We start from the raw sequence: 21,191 nt of genomic DNA, 5'->3' as shown, positions 1-21,191 counted from the left end.
AAAATTTTTATAGACTACTCATAGAAAACTATAAAGAATTCCGTAATTTTCGTCAATAAAAAACAAATTCCATTTAGATGTCGAAAGAGGGAAAAGGTTATGGTCCCCTAAAAATTCGAATAAACAATCTCCACATAGTCATCCTCCTATTGATTTGGTTTTATAAATATCATAAAATTGGGGAGGATAACAATTGATTATTTTTTCGACACTATTCTACACTATTCTACACTGTCAAGGACGGTAGCTATAGTGTTTTTTCATATTGAAAAAGAGGGCATCATTTTTTTAGTATACACCTCGTTGAGAAAGAAGGTTTTTTCCATTAGAAGAGCAAGGAAAGTATTAAGCCTAATTAAAAGATCGAGAAAAGAAATTTTTGTAAAAATAAAAAGACAAAAGAGGAAAATAAAAGAGTACATCATAGACAATATGCTTGTCTATGGTGAGCTTCTAACTATGACGGACGAAGGTTCATCTATCACTTTCCGTGTCCAATATCGAAAAGGAAGGTCTCCTTCGAATGTAGCATTAGCCTTTATGACGGAAAGGAAGGAAGTAGTCTATAAAAAAGAAGCCGACCTGCTTGAACAAAAAGAAGGTTATTATATATACGCCTTTCAAATTCCGAAACAATCACTTCCCCAGTCTGCTGAAAAAAATCAGTACTATTTATACATAGGCGTGAGCGGCCGCTGGCATCACATACGGTTTGAAGAGGACTATGAAGAAGAAAATTCCGTGTCTTTTTTTGAGACAAACAGTCACTTATTTATGGAAAGAAGAGACAGGCACAGAAGAGTTTTTTTCCGGGCAAGCTATATGCACCAGCTTGATACCATTTTTGATCTTCCTCACTTTGTAAACTCTCTTTCCTATCAGGATGGCAAACTAACTGTAAAGGGAGAAATATGGAAAGCCACTTTTTCTTCCTGTTTCCCTGATGCGGAATATTTCTTTGTGCTTAAATCAAAAGGTGGTGTGATGGTGAAAGCACCCTTTTTTACTAGAGGTACAGATTTTGAAGCAGCATTGGAATTTTCTCCAGACAGATTTATGCCAAAAGGAAAATGGAATTTCTATATAATGGTTAGGTGGGGAGGACAGGAAAAATACTTTCCAAGTTATATAAGACGCAAGGCAGAACAAGTTGTTTCCACAAGTTTCTTTTTGCCTGCATTTAAAGAAACAGTGGCGCTGACGACCCACATAAAAAACGGGAAAATCTTTGCGAAAGTTTCTTATTTAACGATTCTGCCTAAGAATATCACTATCACTCATGATCATCAAAACTATCAACTATCGATGGAAATATACTTTCAAAATATTCAGATGGTGGAAAAATTTCAACAAGAAAATGCATGTTATCTTCGTTTCAACTCCCGTGATACGAATGAATATTTTGATATACAAGCTCAGCTTATCCCACAAGGAAATACTTATATCTTCAAAGCCTCGTTTCCTGTGAACTCTTTTACAGAAGGATACTTGAATAATGCACGTAGATGGGATCTGTTTCTTGGCTTGGAGCAGTTGGGGGAGATTTATAATTATCGAATCCGCACTCAACGTTTTGCTTCTTTTAAAGAATCCGCCATTTTCTTAAATGATGAAATAGATCGGTACTATTGCATGTTTTACAGGACAAAATACCGAAATTTATCTTTTGTGTACAGCAGAGTTCCTTTGAATAAACATGTAGAAAGCTATTCATTTGAGAAAGGGGTTTTTTCCCTAAAGGGTCACTTGAAGTTTAAATACCACTTTGACGGGCAAAAAAACTTAGATGTTATTTTCCAGCTTGTCAATAGACGTACGGAGGAAACCGTCAGTATAAAAGCTGTCCGAAGAGGCAGTGACTTTAAGGTAGAAATTCCTTATACTTCTTTAATTCCAATAATTGAAGAGTTTAAGGAGATTATTGACTTTTATGTTGTCTTGGAAGGCAAGAGTTTCTTCAGGAAGATGAAAATTGGCCTAAAACAATTTGATTATTATAAAGATGAAGTTTTTGGCAGCTTTACAGACAATAGTACAAATGGAGCTATTGAATATTATATGACGATTACCCCTAAAGGGAATTTGAAATTAGAAAGCTTTTTTTATCAGAATGAATCATATGAACTTCTTAAAAATGCAGATCGAATCAATCCGCAGCAGAACTTATGGATCGTTGGCGAGAGACCAAATACAGCACAAGATAACGGCATTCGTTTTTTTGAATATGTAAGGAATAATCACCCTGAAATCGAAATTTATTACGCTATAGAAAGTGGAGCACCAGATGCATTTAAAGTGGAGGCATTAGGTAACGTTTTATATATTGGATCAAGTGAGCATGTTGAAAAAAGCTTAAAAGCTTCTACTTTTATTGGAACTCACGACCTTGACTATATCCTTCCTTTTAAAGGCATTCATTTTAAAAATTACAGGAATGCGAAAAAGATTTTTCTTCAGCATGGTGTGCTGGGAAGGAAAAACGTTCCTTACCATAAGAATTATTATAAATATCCTTTTGATGTCGTCATTGTTTCATCACAAGCAGAAAAGGAACTGGTTGTTCGAAAAATGGGTTATCATCCTTCCGAAGTTGGAGATACCGGACTCGCCCGATTTGATAAATTACAAGAAAATCACCATCCAAAACGGGAGGTTTTACTTATTCCAACTTGGAGGGAATGGATTACGAATGAAGACAGGCTTCTTCACTCCAGTTATTTTCAAAAATACATGTCCTTTATCACATCTGAGAAGTTGTTTGGACTATTAGAAAGATATGACTTGCAGCTTAATTTTTACCCGCATTATCGAATGCAGGAATATATTGTAGAGAATGTGGAGATTAAATCGGATAGAATCAAGCTTATAAAGTTAGGGGAAAAAGATGTCCAGGAATTGATCAAAGAAAATAGCTTAATGATAACAGATTACTCATCTGTTTCCTTTGACTTCACTTATTTAAAGAAACCGGTGATTTATTATCATTTCGATAGAGATTTATTCTTCTCATCAGGCATTTTACGGCCAATAGAAGAAACATTTTTAGGCGATATTGTTGCAACAGAAGAAGAATTGATCAGGAAAATGGAAGAGGCAGTGAAGAGAGATTTCACTCCTTTAGAAGAAGTTAGTGAAAGAATAGGTTTGATCTTCTCTAATCAAGACCATCATAACAATGAGCGTATTTTTCAAGCTATTACAGAAGGAATTTCTTCAGATATAACCCTTGAAGTTAGCGGCATGGAAGAAATAATGTAATAAAAGAAAGCCAAACCTAAATCATCGGGTTTGGCTCATTTCCTTTTATCTAAAAAAGTTATTGTATGAAAAAGGACCCGAAATTTATTTCGAATCCTTTTTAACATTTATGTTATATCGTTGGTCGAACCAATATGGTTTTGTATATATTTTACGATATTATTGCTCGAATTTCCTGTTGAATATCGATTCCACTTTTTGTTAAACTCTTCACAACGAGAGCTATTCAAAGTTATTTTACATATTACATTTACCAGTTGCGAAGTAGTATAGACAACAGGACCTGGAACAAAGCTTTCGTAATCCTCCCAAAACCCTCTCGTTTTTGAGTAGTCTTTCAAGTCATAGGGGAAGAAAATCATTGGTTTATTCAGGATGCAATATTCAAAAGGAATGGAAGAGTAGTCCGTTATCAGCAAATCTGAGATGAAAAATAATTCATTAATATTTTTGCAGTCTGAGAAATCATATACAAAGTCTTTGAGAGTTTCCTTTATCTTCACTCCCTGTTTAATTGCAGGATGCAATTTCAATATGAGAATATACTCTTGTCCGAGCACGTCTTTCATCATGTCCAAATTTAAAGGCATTTGGAAGGAATGAATGCTAGTATCCCTGAAAGTAGGGGCATAAAGAATGACTTTCTTGTTTCTAAATTCAGGATTATTAAGTAGATACTTATTCTTAACATGCTGATGCCTTTTTGTATCGTAGAATAAATCCGTCCTTGGAATACCTGTTCTTAATATTTTGCTTTCATTTATTCCAAACGCTTTTTTAAAAATTTCTGCCATTTCTTCGGAACCAACAATTACTTTGTCGAACTTGCTGTATACCTTTTTAAATCTTTTCTGAGCAATCTTAGTTCTACTTGGTACAGAGGCATCTTCTAAGCCAAATTTTTTTAAAGCGCCATTTGCATGCCATAGCTGTATGCATTCGACTTCTTTCTTAAAAGAACAAGTGGCAAGAAAACCAAAATAATTATCAACAAATATTATTTTTGCTGTTGCAAGATGATAGGAAGACAAAATAAAGTCTTTGAAATTACTAGGTTCAAATTTATAAGTAGTAGCATCTTTGTGTTTGGAAAAATACGGATGCATTTTATTGGTAGCTAAAAAAACAGTACGACAAGAAATCTCTTGTCGTTTCATTTCCTTATATATATAGGAACTATTTTCGGTAAAAGATACTACAAAGACAATTTTATCTTTTTGCAAAGGGAATAAACGAAAGACGTAAAATAATATGGCGAATAGCCGTAAATAAAGAAATACGGCTATCTCCCTAACCATTGTTGACTTTTAACATATCTTTCTTAATTTTTGTAGTGGAAATACCGACGGTCCTAGGAAGATAAATAACCTCGCAATATTCCTTAAGAAAATCAAATTTACCTTTCCAATCGTCTCCCATCACAAAAATATCGATATCGTTGTCGATTACGTCTTTAATCTTCTGTTCCCAATCGTTCTCTGGTATAACCTTGTCCACATAGCGAATAGACTCTAAGATCATTTTTCGGTTATCAAAGCTATGGTAAGATTTCTTATTTTTTAATTTATTAAATTCATCTGTTGATATTGCTACAGTGAGATGATCACCAAGGTCTTTTGCTCTTTTTAAGAGATTAATGTGGCCCCAGTGAAGCAAGTCAAAGGTACCGTAAGTTATTACTTTCTTCATGTTTTCTCCTCCTTTTCGAGCAAAAATATTATCAAAAAATTTACAAGTAATTAACTGTAAATAAATATTATGAGGGTAAACTTACAATAAGGATACTAATCTCTAAAAATGATTATAAACAAAAAAATAGCGTGAAACTATATTTGTCGAACATTGTAAACATTTTCATTGAACCTGTGATAATTTTAAGTCAAATGTAATGTTTTTGCAAGATTAGCTCACAAACTGTAAACGAATCAAAGTGCAGTATTATATCTTCTCACTCATACCCTTTTTTTGCTCTGGGAATCCTAAGAAATCAATGTTTTTCTATTGGCCGCCTCATATTCGAGGCGGTTCTTTTTGTTGTTTATATGGAAATAAGGAGATTACTTGGGGTAGTTGGTATAATATTTCATGGGTTGAGGAATAAGATAAAAAGAATTATTATAGTGTTGTTGTGTAAGGACTATACCAAAATACAAAGGAAAAGAATAATGCTGAAAAAATTGGTTCGCAAGATTAAAGGCAGTTCTTTAATAAAGCTTGGTTACAAAATTATCTTTCAAACAATAGGTTTGTTTCCAGCGGATGAAAAACTTATTATTTTTGAGAGTTACCTAGGAAAACAATACAGCTGTAATCCGCGTGCGATATATGAGTGTGTAAAGGAGCAGTATCCAGATTACAAATTGTATTGGAGCATTGATCCTCATTATCAAAGTGCATTTGCAGGCAAGGGTTTAGAAACCGTTAATCGCTTTTCTATAAAATGGTTAATTTTAATGGCTCGTGCAAAATATTGGGTATCAAATAGCCGCCTTCCTTTATGGATTCCAAAGCCAAAGCATACTATATATCTTCAGACATGGCATGGTACACCACTTAAGCGTCTTGCTGCTGATATGGAAGAGGTATATATGCCAGGTACAACGACAGAATCCTATAAAAAGAACTTCCTGGAAGAGTCATCTAGATGGGATTATTTAATATCTCCAAATCACTATTCATCTCATATTTTTAGGAGGGCTTTTCATTTTGATAAAAAGATGCTCGAGACGGGTTATCCACGGAACGATATTCTACTAAAAGATCATTCAGATAGCTATATTAATAAGATTAAAAAAGATATCGGCATTCCGTCTGGCAAGAAGGTTATTTTATATGCACCTACGTGGAGAGATAATGAGTTTTATAGTGTAGGTAAGTATAAGTTTGACTTGAACCTTGATTTAGAGGCTTTTCAACAAAAGCTTGGATCGGATTATATCCTATTGCTTAGGATGCATTATTTGATTGCAGGAAACCTTGATTTGTCTTCTCTTGAAGGATTTGCTTATGATGTTTCTTCTTATGAAGATATAAGAGAACTATATCTGGTAACTGATTTGCTGGTAACTGATTATTCTTCCGTATTTTTTGACTTTGCTAATAGGAAAAAACCAATGTTTTTTTATGCTTATGACATTGATACGTACAGGGATAAGCTAAGAGGCTTTTATTTTAACTTTGAAAAGGAAGCTCCTGGTCCAATTGTTAAAACTACAGATGAATTAATAGCTGAGATCAAAAAAAGTGAATCCGAGGGTTATCCGCTTTCTCCTGAATTCACTGCATTTCACCAGAAGTTCTGCCACTTAGAAGATGGTGAAGCAGCTATGCGGGTTGTTCATAAATTATTTGGCTAGTTCAGTTACTCAAAGAGTTTATCAGAAGGCTAAATAGTGTATAATCTTATGGTGTTTATATCTGCACCAGTTTGTTAGAAAGGATCAAATATGAAATCTGCCATTTTGGTTTTGAAGGAACAAATTGAAAATTTTTACCTTGTAAGAAGGCTTTCCCTATATGAAGTAAAAAGCCAAAATAATAATAATTATCTTGGAGCACTTTGGGAGATATTAAACCCGGGAATTCAAATTGCAATATATTGGTTTGTTTTTGGTTTTGCAATCAGAGGTGAGGAGCGCTCTGTTCATGGAATTGACTTCTTCCCATGGCTACTATCAGGGATTATACTCTGGTTTTTCATTAATCCGGCAATGACCCAAGGATCCAGGTCAATATATACGCGGATTAAAATTATTTCTAAAATGAGTTTTCCGGTAAGTGTAATTCCTACTTATGTAATATTTTCTAAATTGTACTCACACTTGCTTCTGCTAGCGATCAGCATCGTTCTGCTGCAGTTTTTAGGGTACCCAGTTTCTGTTTATTATCTTCAGCTTCCATATTTTCTCTTTGCTACAATAGTATTAATCGTATCAATATCTTTACTGACATCAACACTTGCAACGATTGTTCGTGATGTGCAAATGGTTGTCCAATCAGTTATGAGAATGCTGCTTTATTTAACTCCAATTCTTTGGGAAAGGGACTTGGGCGGATTTCTTAATGTAGTAATGAAACTTAATCCGTTTTATTATTTGGTTGAGGGATATCGCGCTTCTCTTCTTTACAAACAATGGTTCATTTACACTCATTGGGAGTTCACTCTATACTTTTGGGCTGTTGTCCTTTTCTTCTTTATCATTGGTTCTTCTGTTCACACCAAGTTCAGAAAGCATTTTGTTGATTACTTATAAACTGGAAGTGATTTAAGGAATGGCCAAATCAGTTATTGTAAACAATGTTTCAAAGAAATATAAGCTTTATACTAAGACATCTGAAAAGCTGCTGGATATTCTTCTGCCGAAAAGCTACGGGGAAGATTTTTATGCATTGAAAAATATCAGTTTTGAGGCAGAAGCTGGAGATGTCATTGGTTTTGTTGGTATAAACGGTTCAGGGAAATCAACCCTCTCCAATATCATTGCAGGAATAGTACCTCAAACAAGCGGTTCACTGGAAGTTAATGGGCAGACAGCATTAATTGCCGTGGCTTCGGGATTGAATAATGAACTTAGCGGAAGGGATAACATCGAGTTAAAACTTCTAATGTTGGGTTTCAACAAAAAAGAGATTAAAGAACTTGAACCGGAAATCATTGAGTTTTCCGAGCTGGGAAAGTTTATTGATCAACCTGTTAAATCCTATTCAAGCGGAATGCGTTCTAAGCTTGGATTTGCTATCTCAGTAAATATTGATCCGGATGTATTGATTATAGATGAAGCCCTGTCTGTCGGGGATAAGGCGTTTGCGGAAAAATCGCTTGAAAAGATGTATGAATTTAAAAAGCGTGGAAAGACAATGTTTTTCGTTAGTCATTCTATTGGTCAGATGAAGAAATTTTGTGAAAAGGCGATTTGGCTGGAATTCGGTGAATTAAAAATGTACGATACAGTGGATAAAGTCATACCGGCATATGAGAAATTCCTTAAAGAGTATAAGGCTATGTCTAAAGCGGAACAGAAGAAATATCGGGAAGAGGCGTTGGCAAGGCAAAGTAAAGCGAACCCAACATTGTCCGTGTAAAAAACCTGCAGAAATGCGGGTTTTTTATTGATGTACGTAATGCATTCACAAATAGGAATACAATGAAGCTTTAGCGTTTAATAAGCAACAGAGTCTATTAGTCTATAATTCAATATCAATTTTCAACATAATGTGACATTCGGTTCATTTTTAACTCTATTGTTAAAAACGTATGGTGATAGCTGAAAGGGTTTGATAGATTAATAGTGGATTGGAAGGTTGAATGTTTGAAAGATAAAAAATTACGGGGGTGTATTGGTGGCACGAACAAAAAAACTAAATATTTTGTTGTTCTTATTTTTACTGTTGGCCGCAGCCGGCTTACAGGGGCCAGGGGCAGAAGCTGCAACTGTTAAGGTACAGGGAGTTGCGCTTAAAAGCCCTACTAATATTTATGCGAGCGCTTCGACAGGCTCTAAAGTCATTAAAACTTACGCGAAAGGCACCATTCTAAAGTATCATACATATAATTTTTCTTGGAATAAATGTACGGTGTATGTCAATGGACTAGCAACAGCAGGCTATATTTTGAAAAGTGATGTCAGGGATGCTGATACCACCCCTGTCTCTTACCAAGGGGTGGCTTTGAAAGCACCTACTCCAATCTATTCAAAAGCTTACACTGCATCAAAAGTCGTTAAGACGTATACGAAAGGCAAGATCCTTTCCTATCAATCTTTCGTTCCTGGCTGGTATAAAGCAAAGGTATATGTGTCTGGGAAGCAGATTCAAGGGTACATAAGTGCGAGCGACGTGGAAAATGCTGTTCCATCAACAACTAGTCTTCAAGTGCGCGCGATTAATGCTCCGACAAAAGTGTATTCATATGCATCCACTAGTGCTACAGTCTTAAAATCTTATTCAAAAGACACTATTTTAAGAGTTAGGAATTTCACTTCCAGCTGGTATACTGCAACTGTATATGTGAAAGGAGTGAAAAAAACAGGTTATATTTCAAAGTCACATACCAGTACGAATCTTCAAGTGGACTCTTATTTGAATCTTGATTTAAGAAAGCCGGCCAATATTACAGCATCAGAAATTGTTGCTTTTCTCGATAGAGTAAGCCCGAACAATCCACTCAGAAACAATGCATCTAGTTTTCTCGCAGCTCAGTCTAAATACGGTGTAAATGCGGCATACCTTGTTGCGCATGCTATCTGGGAAACAGGTTGGGGAAAATCCAATCTGATGAAATATAAAAACAATCTGTATGGTTACGGAGCATATGATGTATGTCCTTTCACATGTGGATACTATTATCCAACAGCAGCGGAAAGCATCAATGCAGTTGCATATATGGTTCGGACCAATTACCTTAACCCGGGTGGCCCATATTATCATTACGAGCATGGATCAACGCTTAGTGGCATGAATGTCAATTATGCAGCAGATCAAAACTGGAAAAATGGAATCAGTAACCTAATGGAAAGAATGAAGCCTTACAATTCGAACTACTACGCGAATGCAGGAGTATTGCCGCTAAATTCAGGCTATCCCGGTTCCTACAGTAGAGATATTCCAGCAGGCCGTACTTCTCCAGGCCATATCATTATTGACTTCCCGCAAGGCATAACCGCGACAGTTATCGAGAGTGCGAAGTTGAGGACGCTACCTTATACTTCTAGCTCCACATATATTAATACGGTTTCGGCAACTTCCCGAATAACTGTGATTGGATATAATACAGATGTTCGCTTGAATGGTGTTTATCCATATGACTATAAGTGGTATAGGGTGGCTACAGGAGCAGGCAGAGGTTGGCTCTATGGTAAGCTAATCAAAATGGATAATCTGCTAAAAGTAACGGTATCATCGGGTTCTGTCCTGAATATTAGAAACGCTCCTTCAGGCAGCACCGTTCTGACAAGTGTGCCATCTGGAAAATATCTGAAAGCAGTAATTTCAGGCGGAAAGCCTGTTATCACCGACGGCTGGTATAAAGTATACTTGCCAAACTCTACTGAAACAGGGTATGTTTCAGGTGATTACATCAAAGTGATTACAAGATAAAACAAAAAGGGGTACCGAGTGGTACTCCTTTTTACATGCCTTGGCTAATTCTCTATTACTAACTTCTTCAATCTCTCCGCCCTAGCCTTCCAAGAAAGCCCGCCAATAGCCGCATGCTGCATTACTTTTTCGTTATTGTCACGAGTCAGGGCTGCTCTGATGGCAGCAGCGAATTCTTCGGGCGTTGCACCGCTTTTTACGAACGCTGAAAATCGCTCAATGCTTGGGTGCTTCGTGGAAACGACGGGCTTACCTGTTGCTAAATATTCATACACCTTCAGCGGGTCACACGCAAGGGAGTGCGGATCCATCGTCCGAGGGAGAAGAAGCACATCGGAGGCATGTAGATAGGCGGGCACTTCTCCATACGGCTTTGCCCCAAGGAAGATGACATTGTCCAAGCCTTGCAGTCCAGCAAGTTCAATTTGATTAATGGCAGGATAGTCGATAGGACCAATCATGACGAATTGGTACTCTTTCAAAATCTTCGCTGTTTCCGTTAAAAGCGGGAAATCGATCCAGCTTGTGAGTGCCCCGACAAAGGTAATGCGGGGGTCGGGGAGAGCGCGAATATCGGCTGGCTGCTCCTCGGGAATTGCACTGAAACGGTCGATGTCGACAGCGTTCGGCAAATAGGCAATATCCCTTCCAGTCAATTTTTGTGCATTTTCGACAAGGTGCTGTGAGACCGCTGTGATTACCGTTGCACTTGCCGCAATTTCGCGGAACATCTTTGTCAGCTTCTCTCTTTTCTCACGACTGATGGAAGGAAAGCTCAAATTATCGTCAAGAATATCGAAAACAAGATGCTTTGGCTTCATAGCCATCACATACTCATACGACTGTTCAAGCGTTGTCGGTGTCACGTACATTACCGTGTTCTCTCGCCAATCGGAACCAAGCCTCTTTGCAGTAAAGCTTCCGAGGAAGGCGGCAGAGAGCTTTTCTCTGACGCGGTGCAGTCCGTGACGTGTCGGAATGAGGCTGAACGGCGAGTTCCAGATCCTTGTCTTTCCCTCCACCCGTTCGCTCCAGTTTGGAGACAGATTTCTTACTTCAGCCTGAGGGTTGATGTAGACCACTTCGGAGAAATCCCCCGCAAGAATGGTAGATCTGATTGTATCACTTAATTCTGTATAGTTCCATGGGAGCATACCAAGTGCAAGCAGACGAAATTGTGTAGTCATTGTAAAAAAACTCCTAAATTTTTATTAACAAATTTTTGGCTAGTTGTGAAAGATTCCCTTTTTCTATATGATGTAATTATACTTTAGCAGTATAGCAAAAGAAAACCAAAGATACATATTAGGGGGCTAAAAAATGAAGATCCGCAAAGCCATCATCCCGGCAGCCGGCCTAGGGACACGTTTCTTACCGGCAACAAAGGCGCAGCCGAAGGAAATGCTGCCGATCGTCGACAAGCCGACCATTCAATATATTGTAGAAGAAGCCGTTGCATCGGGAATTGAGGATATTCTCATTATCAGCGGCCGCGGGAAGCGGGCAATCGAAGATCACTTTGATAAATCGTATGAACTGGAAGAAACGCTCGCGCAAAAGGAAAAATGGGACATCCTTGAACAGGTTCAGGGAATATCGCGTCTCGCAAATATTCATTATGTTCGGCAAAAGGAACCGCTCGGCCTTGGCCACGCGATTTATTGTGCCCGCACATTTGTCGAAAATGAACCTTTTGCCGTTCTTCTTGGCGATGACATCATTCAGACGGAAGGAACACCGGGATTGAAGCAGCTGATGGATGTTTATCAGAAGAAGGAAGCATCTGTTGTTGGCGTCCAGCCGGTCGATTGGAACGATGTCTCGAAATACGGTGTCATTGATTGCTACGGCGAAGAGGGGAATGACAGAGTCTTCAAAGTAAATGCCCTTGTTGAAAAGCCGGCGCGTGAAGAGGCGCCGTCAAACTACGCAATTCTTGGCCGCTATGTCCTGAAACCAGAGATTTTCAGCATTCTTGAGAATCTGGCTCCGGGAGCAGGCGGAGAAATCCAATTGACGGATGCGCTTCAGATATTGAACAAATCGGATGGCATTTATGCCTGTCATTTCGAAGGCAACCGCTATGATGTCGGGGACAAATTCGGGTTCATCAAAGCAACGCTCGATTTTGCCTTACAGCGGGAAGACATTAAGGATAATGTAAGAAGTTACCTTGATGCCATTGTTCATGGCAAGTAATTTGGAAAAGCGCCGTTAGGATAAGAAAAGCCTGTTCCATTCCAAAACGGAACGGAACAGGCCTTTTTCGTATCGTTCCCCAATAAGCCTGAAATTTCGGCGGATTTTCTGAATCTGCAAATAGTGGTCGGTCCTTTGTCAGTTTCCATCGAGCGGAATAAGCTTCGTTTTTGCAATTGGCGTTTTTTGGTCATCGATAACTTTGACGTCAATCAGCTTTTCCTTTTGATTCCGCATGCTCTCAGGCAGGACGGCGAGCATGACGTTTTCGCTGACGAATTTTGTTTGGAGCAATCGATCATTGCAGAAAACCTTTCCGTGCTCCACGAAGTGATTTCCGGTGACGCGTATATTGTATTTGCCTTTAGAAATCGTCTCAGCGCTTGTAATTTCAATCCGTTCGCTGCCTAGGAAGTAGTCCTTCACAGGGGAGATTGGATTGTTTTGGTAGAGATACTGATTTCCGTAAAGTGTGTCATAATGGATGAGCTTATAGTCCTCAAGCTTTGAGCTATCTATTTTTTCTTCGTCGTTATGCTCTCTCCGCGGAATAATCGTGATACCTTGGTCATATATTTTTTTCGTTTCCCTGAATACAGGGGACATTTCTTTTTTCGCGCGGTCCAGCAAATAAGAACCAAGGAAGTTTGGTGTCATTTTCAAGTGTTCCTTGTTGCCGGGCGGTGTGAAGTTATCCCAAATAACCATCGGAGTTGAGTACATTTTTTCATAGTCGCTGTAAGTATTCGTATCTTTCATGTAGCCGGCCCGGCGGTATATATCAAAGTCGTTGCCAAGCATCGGCAAGTGGTCACCGTAGATGGCGATTATTGTGGGCTCATCAAGTTCCTTCACGCCGTCAATCAGCGTCTTGATGGATTCGTCCGTATCCTTCAGCGTCCGGCAATACAAATCTAAAATGTATTTCGTTTCATTATTCAACAAGCTCGATTCTGAGCAGCTTTCCAGGTTATTATACCGGGGATCAATATACGGTCCGTGGCTTGCCACTGTGACGATATTGAGAAAGTCAGGACCTTTCGTCTTTTTCAGCTCCGTTAAGGCCTTGTTCATCAATTCATTATCATCGATATATGGACCGATTTTTACTGGGTAATTGAAAAACTCCATTGCAACGAATTTTTCAAATCCTAGGTGTTTGTAGACGACGCTGCGGTTATAAAACCAGTTCTTGAAATTATGGACTGCAGCGGTATGGTAGCCTTGTTTTCGGAGCACATGCGCAAGCGAGTCAGTTGGGCGGTTGATATAGTATGCCTCCATTGCTTCCGGCTGGAACCTTGTCGTCAGTCCCGTTAGCACTTCGACTTCGGAATTGAACGTCCCACCGCCATAAATATGTACCCGCATTTCACCGGAAGGGTAATTTTCGTATAGCTCTCGAAAATTAGGAATCGGATCGTATTTGAGGTTTAACTTTTCAAGCTTCAACGGGTCCCACAGTGCTTCGGCGAGCACGACAATGACATTCGGTTTGAAGTTCAGGTTAACAGCGCTATCAGGAGACTTGGCAGAACCGACTTTCGCCATCCTGTCCTCTCCATAGCGGAACGGCTTTTTCACGGTCGTCTTTTCCCTGATTTCCAAGTAGCCTCCTGCAAGACCGAGACTTCCGTAATCATCTTTTTGTTGCTCGTCGCTCACCCGCATGGAAAAAACTTGAGGATTCAATGTTAGCGCAGCGAAGATTAGGATGGAAAACAGGGAGATGGCTGCTCTCGTTTTAAAGTTCAATTGCCTGGAATACTTGATTCCAAGATAGATCATCACGATAAATAGTACGAGAACTAGCGCAATGGTCAGTCCGATCTTCCAGTTGAACAGTTCGCCAACGCTGTCCATGATTGCCATGCCTTCCTTTACAAGTTCCAGGTCGGCTGGCATCAGCCTTGTTCCCCGCAGCTGGAATTTGCGGAAGCTTCCGTATGCTGCAAGGAACCAGAACCATGATTGGAGAAACAAAAAGGGAATGAACAATTTTTTGGGAAGAAAAATAAAGGAAGATACAAGGAAAAGGTAGAACAGATACGATATTAGAAACGAGAAGCTGCTGTCGAAAATCCAGTCGTAAGCACTTCTGATCGATCCGCGATGAATTGCTTCAGTTAGAAAAAGAGTGAGAAACGGAATCGTGATGAGCAACGTCATATATACGAAAACTTTTTTATTTACGGTGATTCCCTCTTTCATCCTGCACTGCCTCTCTTTTTTATGTTAATGTTTTGTTAAAATGTAAATTAATGATAACAAATTTATTGCATATTTGAAAGTTTACAAAATAATTCTTTCACTTCTTAATATTTGTGATAGTATATTTCAAGAAAAAGAAATGAAGTACACATTTGCTCACATTAAAAGGTGGTTACATCATTGGACTTTATTCGTAAATATGGTTTGATTCTTTCGGTTGTATTTCTGCTTGCCAGCCTTCTCGTTCCACATCAGGCTGTCGGCTTTGCAGCAACGGTGCTTATTGTAGCAATTTTATTGTTCAACCCGAAGCAAGGCATTTTGTTTCTGATAGTTTACTTTCCTGTAAGGCCATTCCTGCTCGAAGTGAATGATAGTGTAAAGTTTATCGGAGATTTATTGATTATATTATTGTTTTTACAAAGCTTGCCATACTATTTCCGAAAACGAAAAGAAGCAAGGACAGGACTCGTTTTTGTTGCAGGCTTTCTTGCATTTTTAGCCATTGGGGCAGCATCGGCGCTTCTGACAGGCGTATCGCTCGGCGCAATCATCTTTCAGCTAAGGGCCTTCATGATTACTTTCCTTCTGATATTCGTGGTTCGCAGCTTAGAAATCACTAGGAAAGACGTTGCCTCGTTCATGTGGGTGACAGTGATGATGGCCGTACTGCTGTCGCTGCAGGGCATTGTGGAGAAAGTATCATTAAGGACCATACTCCTCCCGCAAAGCTGGGTGGAGATGCCTTTAGCTGAGACGAACAGAATGCGGATATACGGCCTGATTGGCAATCCGAACGTGCTTGCAACTTATCTGTCCATCGCATTTGTCTTCACGCTTTACTTAAGAAGGCTGGCAGAAGGAAAAAAGGTGCTCCTCACTATTTTGTCTGTACTGATTTTCGGTGCATTCATTTTGACGTATTCTCGGGGAACGATCATTGCGCTTGGGGTCGGCATTCTTGTCTACCTGATTCTTTCAAGGGATTGGAAAGTGCTGAGGCCAATCTTGCTCAGCATCATTCTTGCCTTACCGCTCGTCTACTATCCTGTTGTTATGGCAACAGACTATATGGAGAGCAAAACGGCGAAACAGGAGAATAAGGAAAAACAGGATAAAGTTGAAGGCGATTTTTCCACAAGGATGAACGAGGCGTTCAACAAAGAAACAATCAAAAAGAGTACAGCATGGGGCAGATTATACGTGGTTAATAGAGGTTTTGAAATCTTCAAGGATCACCCTGTTATCGGCACAGGCTTTGGAACTTACGGAGATTCCGCATCATTGACTTATCTATCGCCAATTTACGAGAAGTATAAGGTGCCGAAAAATCTCTATACTGATAACCAGTACATTCAAGTTATTGTCCAGACTGGCGCCCTTGGGGTTGCCGCGTTTGCAGTCTTTATCCTCGGGATGGTTTGGTCATGCTGGAAGCGGAGGGAAGCCAATGAGGCAGCAATTCCGCTGATTGCCGTCCTTGCTGCAGGTTTTGCCGGAGGTATGCTCTACAATATATTTGAAGATAAGACGTTTACACTTTACTTCTATATCATGCTCGGCTTCGTCCTTCATACGATGTATGCCGGAAAAAGAAGTGTTGAGTAGCGATTTTCATTCCCGGGGTGCAAGCCGCGGGAATGATTCTTTGTTTAACAGTTTTTTAACAAAATGGTAATTTTCTTGCTATTCTAATATAAAATCGTAAAGTTTATAATGGGCTTATTGTCCATAGAGAAAAAGAGGTTTTTTTATGAGAGCGAAGTTTAACAAACTTCCCGGAATCGTAAAAGCGGTCGGAATCGTGACGGTCATCTCGGCATTCGGCAAAGTGCTCGGTTTTGTCAGGGAAGCGATTATTGCTACCTACTTCGGCGCTTCGGAAATGGCAGATGTCTTCTTCGTTGCCAATATGATTCCTACCCTTCTGTATACGGCAATCGGGATTGCCATTTACTCGGGAATCATCCCGATTTATGTAGAGGAAAAAGAAAGAGATCCGCTAAAAGCGGATGAAACGATGAGTGTACTTGGAACTGTTTTTCTCGTTATTGCAACTTTTATCTCTGTTTTATCGTTTATATTATCAGAGGAACTTGTCCGAATCTTTGCTCCAGGCTTCAGCGACTCCCAACAGCAACAGGCTGCACTCCTTACAAAAATCATGGTGCCAGGCATCATATTCATGGCATTGACAACCATTTCGACAGGGGTTCTTAATTCTCATAAGAAATTTGTCACACCTTCTCTGACAGCAACCGCGCAGAACATTGTCGTCATTCTTTTTACTGTGCTGTTAGCGGATGAATACGGGGTGAAGGGACTCGCAGCAGGGGTGCTTGTCGGTACGATTTTCCAATTTATCATTCAGTATCCATCGATATCGAAATACAATATTAGACTTAATTTTTCCTTCAAGAAGGAAAGGAAGCGAATCAAAGAGACGCTGATTCTTTTCTATCCGATTATCGTGGCCTCGCTTGCCGTCCAGATCAACGGTGTGACCGACAGGGTTATTTCATCGGGACTGGATGAAGGAAGCGTCTCTGCGCTAAGCTATGCAAACAAACTGATGCAGCTTCCGCTCAGCATTGTGATGGCTCCGCTGATTACGGTGCTGTATCCGTCCATCGTCGAGTCGGCCATCAAGGGAAAAGAAGAGTTTTTCCGCCTTGTTATGAAAGGTGCGAAGACGATCATCTATCTTTCGATTCCGTTTGTCGCTGTCATGGTAGTCGGGGGAAAGGATTTGATTCAACTCGCATTCCAGCGTGGAGCATTTGACATTGATGCCACGATGAAAACTGTTCCGGTTTTTATTTTTTACTCATTGGGACTAGTCTTCTTTGCATTAAGGGATTACTTGATGAACTGCCTGTATGCTTTGAAAGAAACAAAGCTTGCGATGTATACAAGCATTTCGATGGTATTAGTCTATATTGTTCTAAGCTTTACGTTATCAACATACTTTGAAGTTTCAGGCATCGCCATTGCCACAAGCTTTGCCACTTTTCTTCAGGCAAGTATGCTTGCATTTTTTCTTTGGATCAAAACAAAGCCAGGACGAGGCGCATGGAATGAATTGGTCTGGGACATCCTGAAATTTCTAGCGGCTTTTGCCGGAAGCTCCATTGCGGCCTACCCGGTATACCAAAGTTTGAATGAATTGCCCGCAATCCCGCTTCTTACCGTCATTACAATTGTTGTGTTTGCGGTTTTCCTAGTGCTGTCCTATATATTGCGGATACAGGAAACGAAAGCAATCTTAAAATTATTCAAGAAGGGGTGACCGAAAGATGAAAATCCTGATTACGACGATTTTTCAATACCCGCATGAAGGCGGACTCTCAACCCATGTAGCGACATTGAAAAAAGGGCTGGAAGAACTCGGCCATACTGTCGATATTTTAAGCTTCAGCGATATGAATCCATTATTCCGGAAGGTGTACGCCCAGGCTCCTGGATTCCTTCTTAACAAAGTGAATAAAGGAAAGGGACAGCTTCTCAACGATCGCCAGAAGCGGAAGCTGCTCTCTTCTTACCTTGAACAGAAAAAAGGCCAGTACGATGTCATCAATTCACAGGATGTGTATGCGGCAACTGCGTCAATTAAAACAGGCGTGCCAACTGTCGCGACTGTCCATGGTTATTTTTCCTTTGAGGCCATCAGCAGAGGCGCTATTGTGAAGGGAAGCGCGGAAGACAAGGAAATACTCGAGACAGAAAAACAGGCATATAAAGGCGCTGCGAAGGTGATTGCAGTCGATAAGCGAATCCGTAAATATATCATGGACCAGACCGGCGTGGAGGCATTTACGATCAAGAATTTCATCGATGTGAACGACTTCCGGCCGTCAAAAGAGGATAGTGCTGCAGCCAGAAAGGAATTCGGTATTCCCGAAAATGCTCGGATGCTTTTCGTACCGCGGAGACTGACCGAGAAAAACGGCGTTTCCTATCCTGCTCTCGCTCTCGAAAAGGTGCTTGCCAAACATCCTGATACGGTGCTCGTATACGCAGGCACAGGGGAACAGCAGGGCAGGATCGAGGAAATTGCAGCAAAGCATGGTTTGAAGGGAAACATCATGCTCCTTGGTTCTGTACCGCATGAAAAAATGAAAAAGCTTTACGCTGCTGCAGACGTTGTGCTTGTTCCAAGTGTTCACTCTTATGGAGTGGAAGAAGCGACCTCGATTTCTGCTCTTGAAGCAATGGGCTCGGGGGCGCCGGTTGTCGCTGGCGCAGTCGGAGGGCTGAAGGAGATTTTCGAAGACAAAAAAGACGGCCTGCTTGTCGATGTGGAAAACGTCGAGGAGCTTGCAGGAGCGATCATCTCCATCCTTGCTGACCGTGAGTTTGGGCAAAAGCTTGCACATCTGGCACGCACAAAGGTTGAAGAAGAGTATTCCCATCTTGCGGCAGCGAAAAAATATGCAGAGATTTACGCAGCAGCGCTGTCACAAAAGCAATCACGTTAGGAAGTAGGTTATTTCCCGTGCCAATCATGAAAAGGAAAGTTAATGTACTAGGTATGGAATTCGATGATATTAACGCATACGAACTGTTAAAGGCGTTAAAAAGCAAAATCAACAGAAAAAAGAAGACCTTCGTCGTGACAGCCAATCCTGAAATTGTCATGCACGCGCGAAAAGATAGCGAATACCGAAATATCGTCAGCCAAGCAGATTATGTAATTGCGGATGGCACCGGCGTCATCCTTGGGGCGAAAATGCTGCGCACACCGCTTCCTGAGAGAGTTGCCGGTTTTGACCTCATGGTGTCCCTGCTTCAGACAGGCAGCAAGGAAGGCTGGAGTGCCTATTTTCTTGGCGCTAAACCTGAAGTAATCGAGAAGACGATTGAAACGGTGAAGGCAAGGTACAAAGGGTTAGAGATTGCTGGCTACCATGACGGATACTTTCACGATTCCCGTTCCATCGTTAAGGAAATAAAGGAGGCGCAGCCTGACCTCATTTTTGTCGCAATTGGATTTCCGCGTCAGGAAAAATGGATTTATGAACATTACAACGAATTTAACAAGGGACTATTCATCGGTGTCGGCGGCAGCTTCGACGTTCTGGCAGGCGCGGTCAAAAGGGCACCTGAAGCTTGGCAGAAGCTTCATGCAGAATGGCTGTACAGATTGATCCAGGAACCGAGCCGTTGGAGACGGATGCTTGTTCTGCCGCAATTTGTTGTTGAAGTCGCCAAAGTGAAAGCAGGACAGAAAAAAGATGTTACTTAAAATATAAGGAGGCGAACGCCTTCATGAAAATTTTGCACTTAAATGCAGGAAATGAGACGGGAGGGGGAATGGTCCATATCCTTTCCCTCCTGAAAGGAATTGATTCGGAAGAGCTGATTCTCGGTTTGTTTGAGGATGGTGTTTTTGCTGAAAAGGCAAGAGCCCAAGGCATCCGGACCGTCACTTTCTCCCAGTCTTCCAGATACGACCTTACTCTTCTATCGAAGCTAAAGCGTTTTATCAAGGAAGAAAAAATCGATATCATTCATACGCACGGAGCTAGGGCAAATCTCTTCGGCTTTTTTGCCAGGATGATGACTGGCGTGACATGGGCCACTACCGTCCATAGCGACCCGCGAAACGATTTTCTTGGAAGAGGGTTGGCGGGCAAAATGTTTACCGGCCTTAACATGGCGGTATTGAAAAAAGCAGACCATTATTTTGCCGTGTCTGATAGATTCAAAGATATGCTGAGAGAATTCGGCATTGCCAGAGAAAGAATTACCGTCATTTACAATGGCATCGATTTTCAATTCGTCACTAAATCGCAAATTTTGCGCGAGGATTTGAAACTATCTGCCGAGGAATTCGTCTTATTAATGGTAGCTCGTTTCGATCCAGTCAAAAGGCATGAACTGGCAATTGAAGCGCTTGAAACTGTAAGGAAAGTTTCCAAGGAAAAAGTCCGGCTTTTATTGGTTGGTGAGGGAACAGAAAGGAAGCGGCTGGAAGATCTTGTTATGGCGAAGAATCTTAACAGTCATATCTTGTTCTTAGGACATCAGGATGAGGTAGCACCGTTTTTTAAATTGGCGGACGCAACGCTTCTTACATCAAGGACGGAGAGCTTTCCGCTAGTCTTGCTTGAATCCTCCCGGGAAGGAACCCCGGCAATCACAACAGATGTAGGCGGTGTCAGAGAAATGATTCCGGATCCGGAACATGGATTCATTGTGGATGGAACTTCTCAGGCTATCGCAGCAGCTATCATGGAAGCTGCCAGACTAAAGGCCCGCGGTGAATTGAAGGAAATGGGAGAAAAGTTCAGGAAACACACGTCAGAACGTTTTTCGGTCCAATCATTTGCTGACAGCGTCTATAATGCTTATAAACTCTTTGTAAACTAAAGTTAATGTTCAACTGCTTTGTGTTGTGCTATAATCCACTAGATAAGAATTTTTGT

Annotated in this window: 15 protein-coding genes; 11 read left to right on the top strand and 4 right to left on the bottom strand. The window is 40.5% G+C overall.

Annotation, left to right across the window (positions count from 1 at the left end):
- The first annotated feature begins 252 nt into the window (after positions 1–252).
- Complete coding sequence (locus tag BQ5796_RS14390; protein ID WP_071460849.1) at positions 253–3,258, top strand: CDP-glycerol glycerophosphotransferase family protein; 3,006 nt, start codon at positions 253–255, stop codon at positions 3,256–3,258.
- A 107-nt stretch (positions 3,259–3,365) separates the two neighbouring features.
- On the opposite strand, the gene BQ5796_RS14385 is transcribed toward BQ5796_RS14390, so the two are convergent.
- Both BQ5796_RS14385 and tagD read right to left on the bottom strand, forming a co-directional pair.
- Positions 3,366–4,556 carry a CDP-glycerol glycerophosphotransferase family protein gene (locus tag BQ5796_RS14385; protein ID WP_071460848.1) on the bottom strand — a complete coding sequence of 397 codons (1,191 nt, stop codon included), beginning with the start codon at positions 4,554–4,556 and terminating at the stop codon, positions 3,366–3,368.
- Positions 4,549–4,947 carry a glycerol-3-phosphate cytidylyltransferase gene (tagD, locus tag BQ5796_RS14380; protein ID WP_071460847.1) on the bottom strand — a complete coding sequence of 133 codons (399 nt, stop codon included), beginning with the start codon at positions 4,945–4,947 and terminating at the stop codon, positions 4,549–4,551. The genes BQ5796_RS14385 and tagD overlap by 8 nt, the downstream gene beginning before the upstream one ends.
- A 476-nt stretch (positions 4,948–5,423) precedes the next feature.
- On the opposite strand from tagD, the gene BQ5796_RS14375 reads away from it, so the two are divergent.
- The 4 genes from BQ5796_RS14375 (at position 5,424) to BQ5796_RS14360 (ending at position 10,353) form a co-directional block, all read left to right on the top strand.
- Complete coding sequence (locus BQ5796_RS14375) at positions 5,424–6,614, top strand: CDP-glycerol glycerophosphotransferase family protein (RefSeq protein ID WP_071460846.1); 1,191 nt, start codon at positions 5,424–5,426, stop codon at positions 6,612–6,614.
- A 90-nt stretch (positions 6,615–6,704) separates the two neighbouring features.
- The gene (locus BQ5796_RS14370) at positions 6,705–7,511 is read left to right on the top strand and encodes an ABC transporter permease (protein ID WP_071460845.1); all 807 of its coding nucleotides are present in this window, start codon (positions 6,705–6,707) and stop codon (positions 7,509–7,511) included.
- 19 nt (positions 7,512–7,530) lie between these two features.
- Positions 7,531–8,340 (top strand): teichoic acids export ABC transporter ATP-binding subunit TagH, encoded by an 810-nt coding sequence (gene tagH / locus BQ5796_RS14365; RefSeq protein ID WP_071460844.1) that lies wholly within the window; start codon positions 7,531–7,533, stop codon positions 8,338–8,340.
- Between the two features lie 258 nt (positions 8,341–8,598).
- On the top strand, positions 8,599–10,353 hold the full coding sequence (locus BQ5796_RS14360; protein WP_071460843.1) for a glucosaminidase domain-containing protein: 1,755 nt from the start codon (positions 8,599–8,601) through the stop codon (positions 10,351–10,353).
- Between the two features lie 44 nt (positions 10,354–10,397).
- Here BQ5796_RS14360 and BQ5796_RS14355 read toward each other — a convergent pair whose 3' ends face one another.
- Entirely contained in the window at positions 10,398–11,540 is a 1,143-nt protein-coding gene (locus tag BQ5796_RS14355; RefSeq protein WP_071460842.1) for a glycosyltransferase, read from the bottom strand.
- 133 nt (positions 11,541–11,673) lie between these two features.
- Between BQ5796_RS14355 and galU the strand changes: the two genes are divergently transcribed.
- Positions 11,674–12,552, top strand: a complete 879-nt coding sequence (gene galU, locus BQ5796_RS14350) for a UTP--glucose-1-phosphate uridylyltransferase GalU (protein WP_071460841.1) — start codon at positions 11,674–11,676, stop codon at positions 12,550–12,552.
- Positions 12,553–12,690: 138 nt separating this feature from the next.
- Here the strand turns inward: galU and BQ5796_RS14345 are convergent, their stop codons facing one another.
- Positions 12,691–14,763 carry an LTA synthase family protein gene (locus tag BQ5796_RS14345; RefSeq protein ID WP_071460840.1) on the bottom strand — a complete coding sequence of 691 codons (2,073 nt, stop codon included), beginning with the start codon at positions 14,761–14,763 and terminating at the stop codon, positions 12,691–12,693.
- 180 nt (positions 14,764–14,943) lie between these two features.
- Between BQ5796_RS14345 and BQ5796_RS14340 the strand changes: the two genes are divergently transcribed.
- From BQ5796_RS14340 to BQ5796_RS14320, 5 genes are all read left to right on the top strand, one after another.
- Positions 14,944–16,371 carry an O-antigen ligase family protein gene (locus BQ5796_RS14340; protein WP_083413129.1) on the top strand — a complete coding sequence of 476 codons (1,428 nt, stop codon included), beginning with the start codon at positions 14,944–14,946 and terminating at the stop codon, positions 16,369–16,371.
- 145 nt (positions 16,372–16,516) lie between these two features.
- On the top strand, positions 16,517–18,052 hold the full coding sequence (gene murJ, locus BQ5796_RS14335; RefSeq protein ID WP_071460838.1) for a murein biosynthesis integral membrane protein MurJ: 1,536 nt from the start codon (positions 16,517–16,519) through the stop codon (positions 18,050–18,052).
- 7 nt (positions 18,053–18,059) lie between these two features.
- Positions 18,060–19,241, top strand: coding sequence for a glycosyltransferase family 4 protein (locus BQ5796_RS14330; protein ID WP_071460837.1), 1,182 nt, complete (start codon positions 18,060–18,062; stop codon positions 19,239–19,241).
- 26 nt (positions 19,242–19,267) lie between these two features.
- Positions 19,268–20,008 (top strand): WecB/TagA/CpsF family glycosyltransferase, encoded by a 741-nt coding sequence (locus tag BQ5796_RS14325; protein WP_071461318.1) that lies wholly within the window; start codon positions 19,268–19,270, stop codon positions 20,006–20,008.
- A 23-nt stretch (positions 20,009–20,031) separates the two neighbouring features.
- Positions 20,032–21,135 carry a glycosyltransferase gene (locus BQ5796_RS14320; RefSeq protein WP_071460836.1) on the top strand — a complete coding sequence of 368 codons (1,104 nt, stop codon included), beginning with the start codon at positions 20,032–20,034 and terminating at the stop codon, positions 21,133–21,135.
- Positions 21,136–21,191: the final 56 nt, after the last annotated feature.

It is taken from the genome of Bacillus massilinigeriensis, from assembly GCF_900111815.1.
Classification (GTDB): domain Bacteria; phylum Bacillota; class Bacilli; order Bacillales; family Cytobacillaceae; genus Mesobacillus_C; species Mesobacillus_C mediterraneensis.
This window is presented reverse-complemented; position numbering and strand designations above follow the sequence as displayed.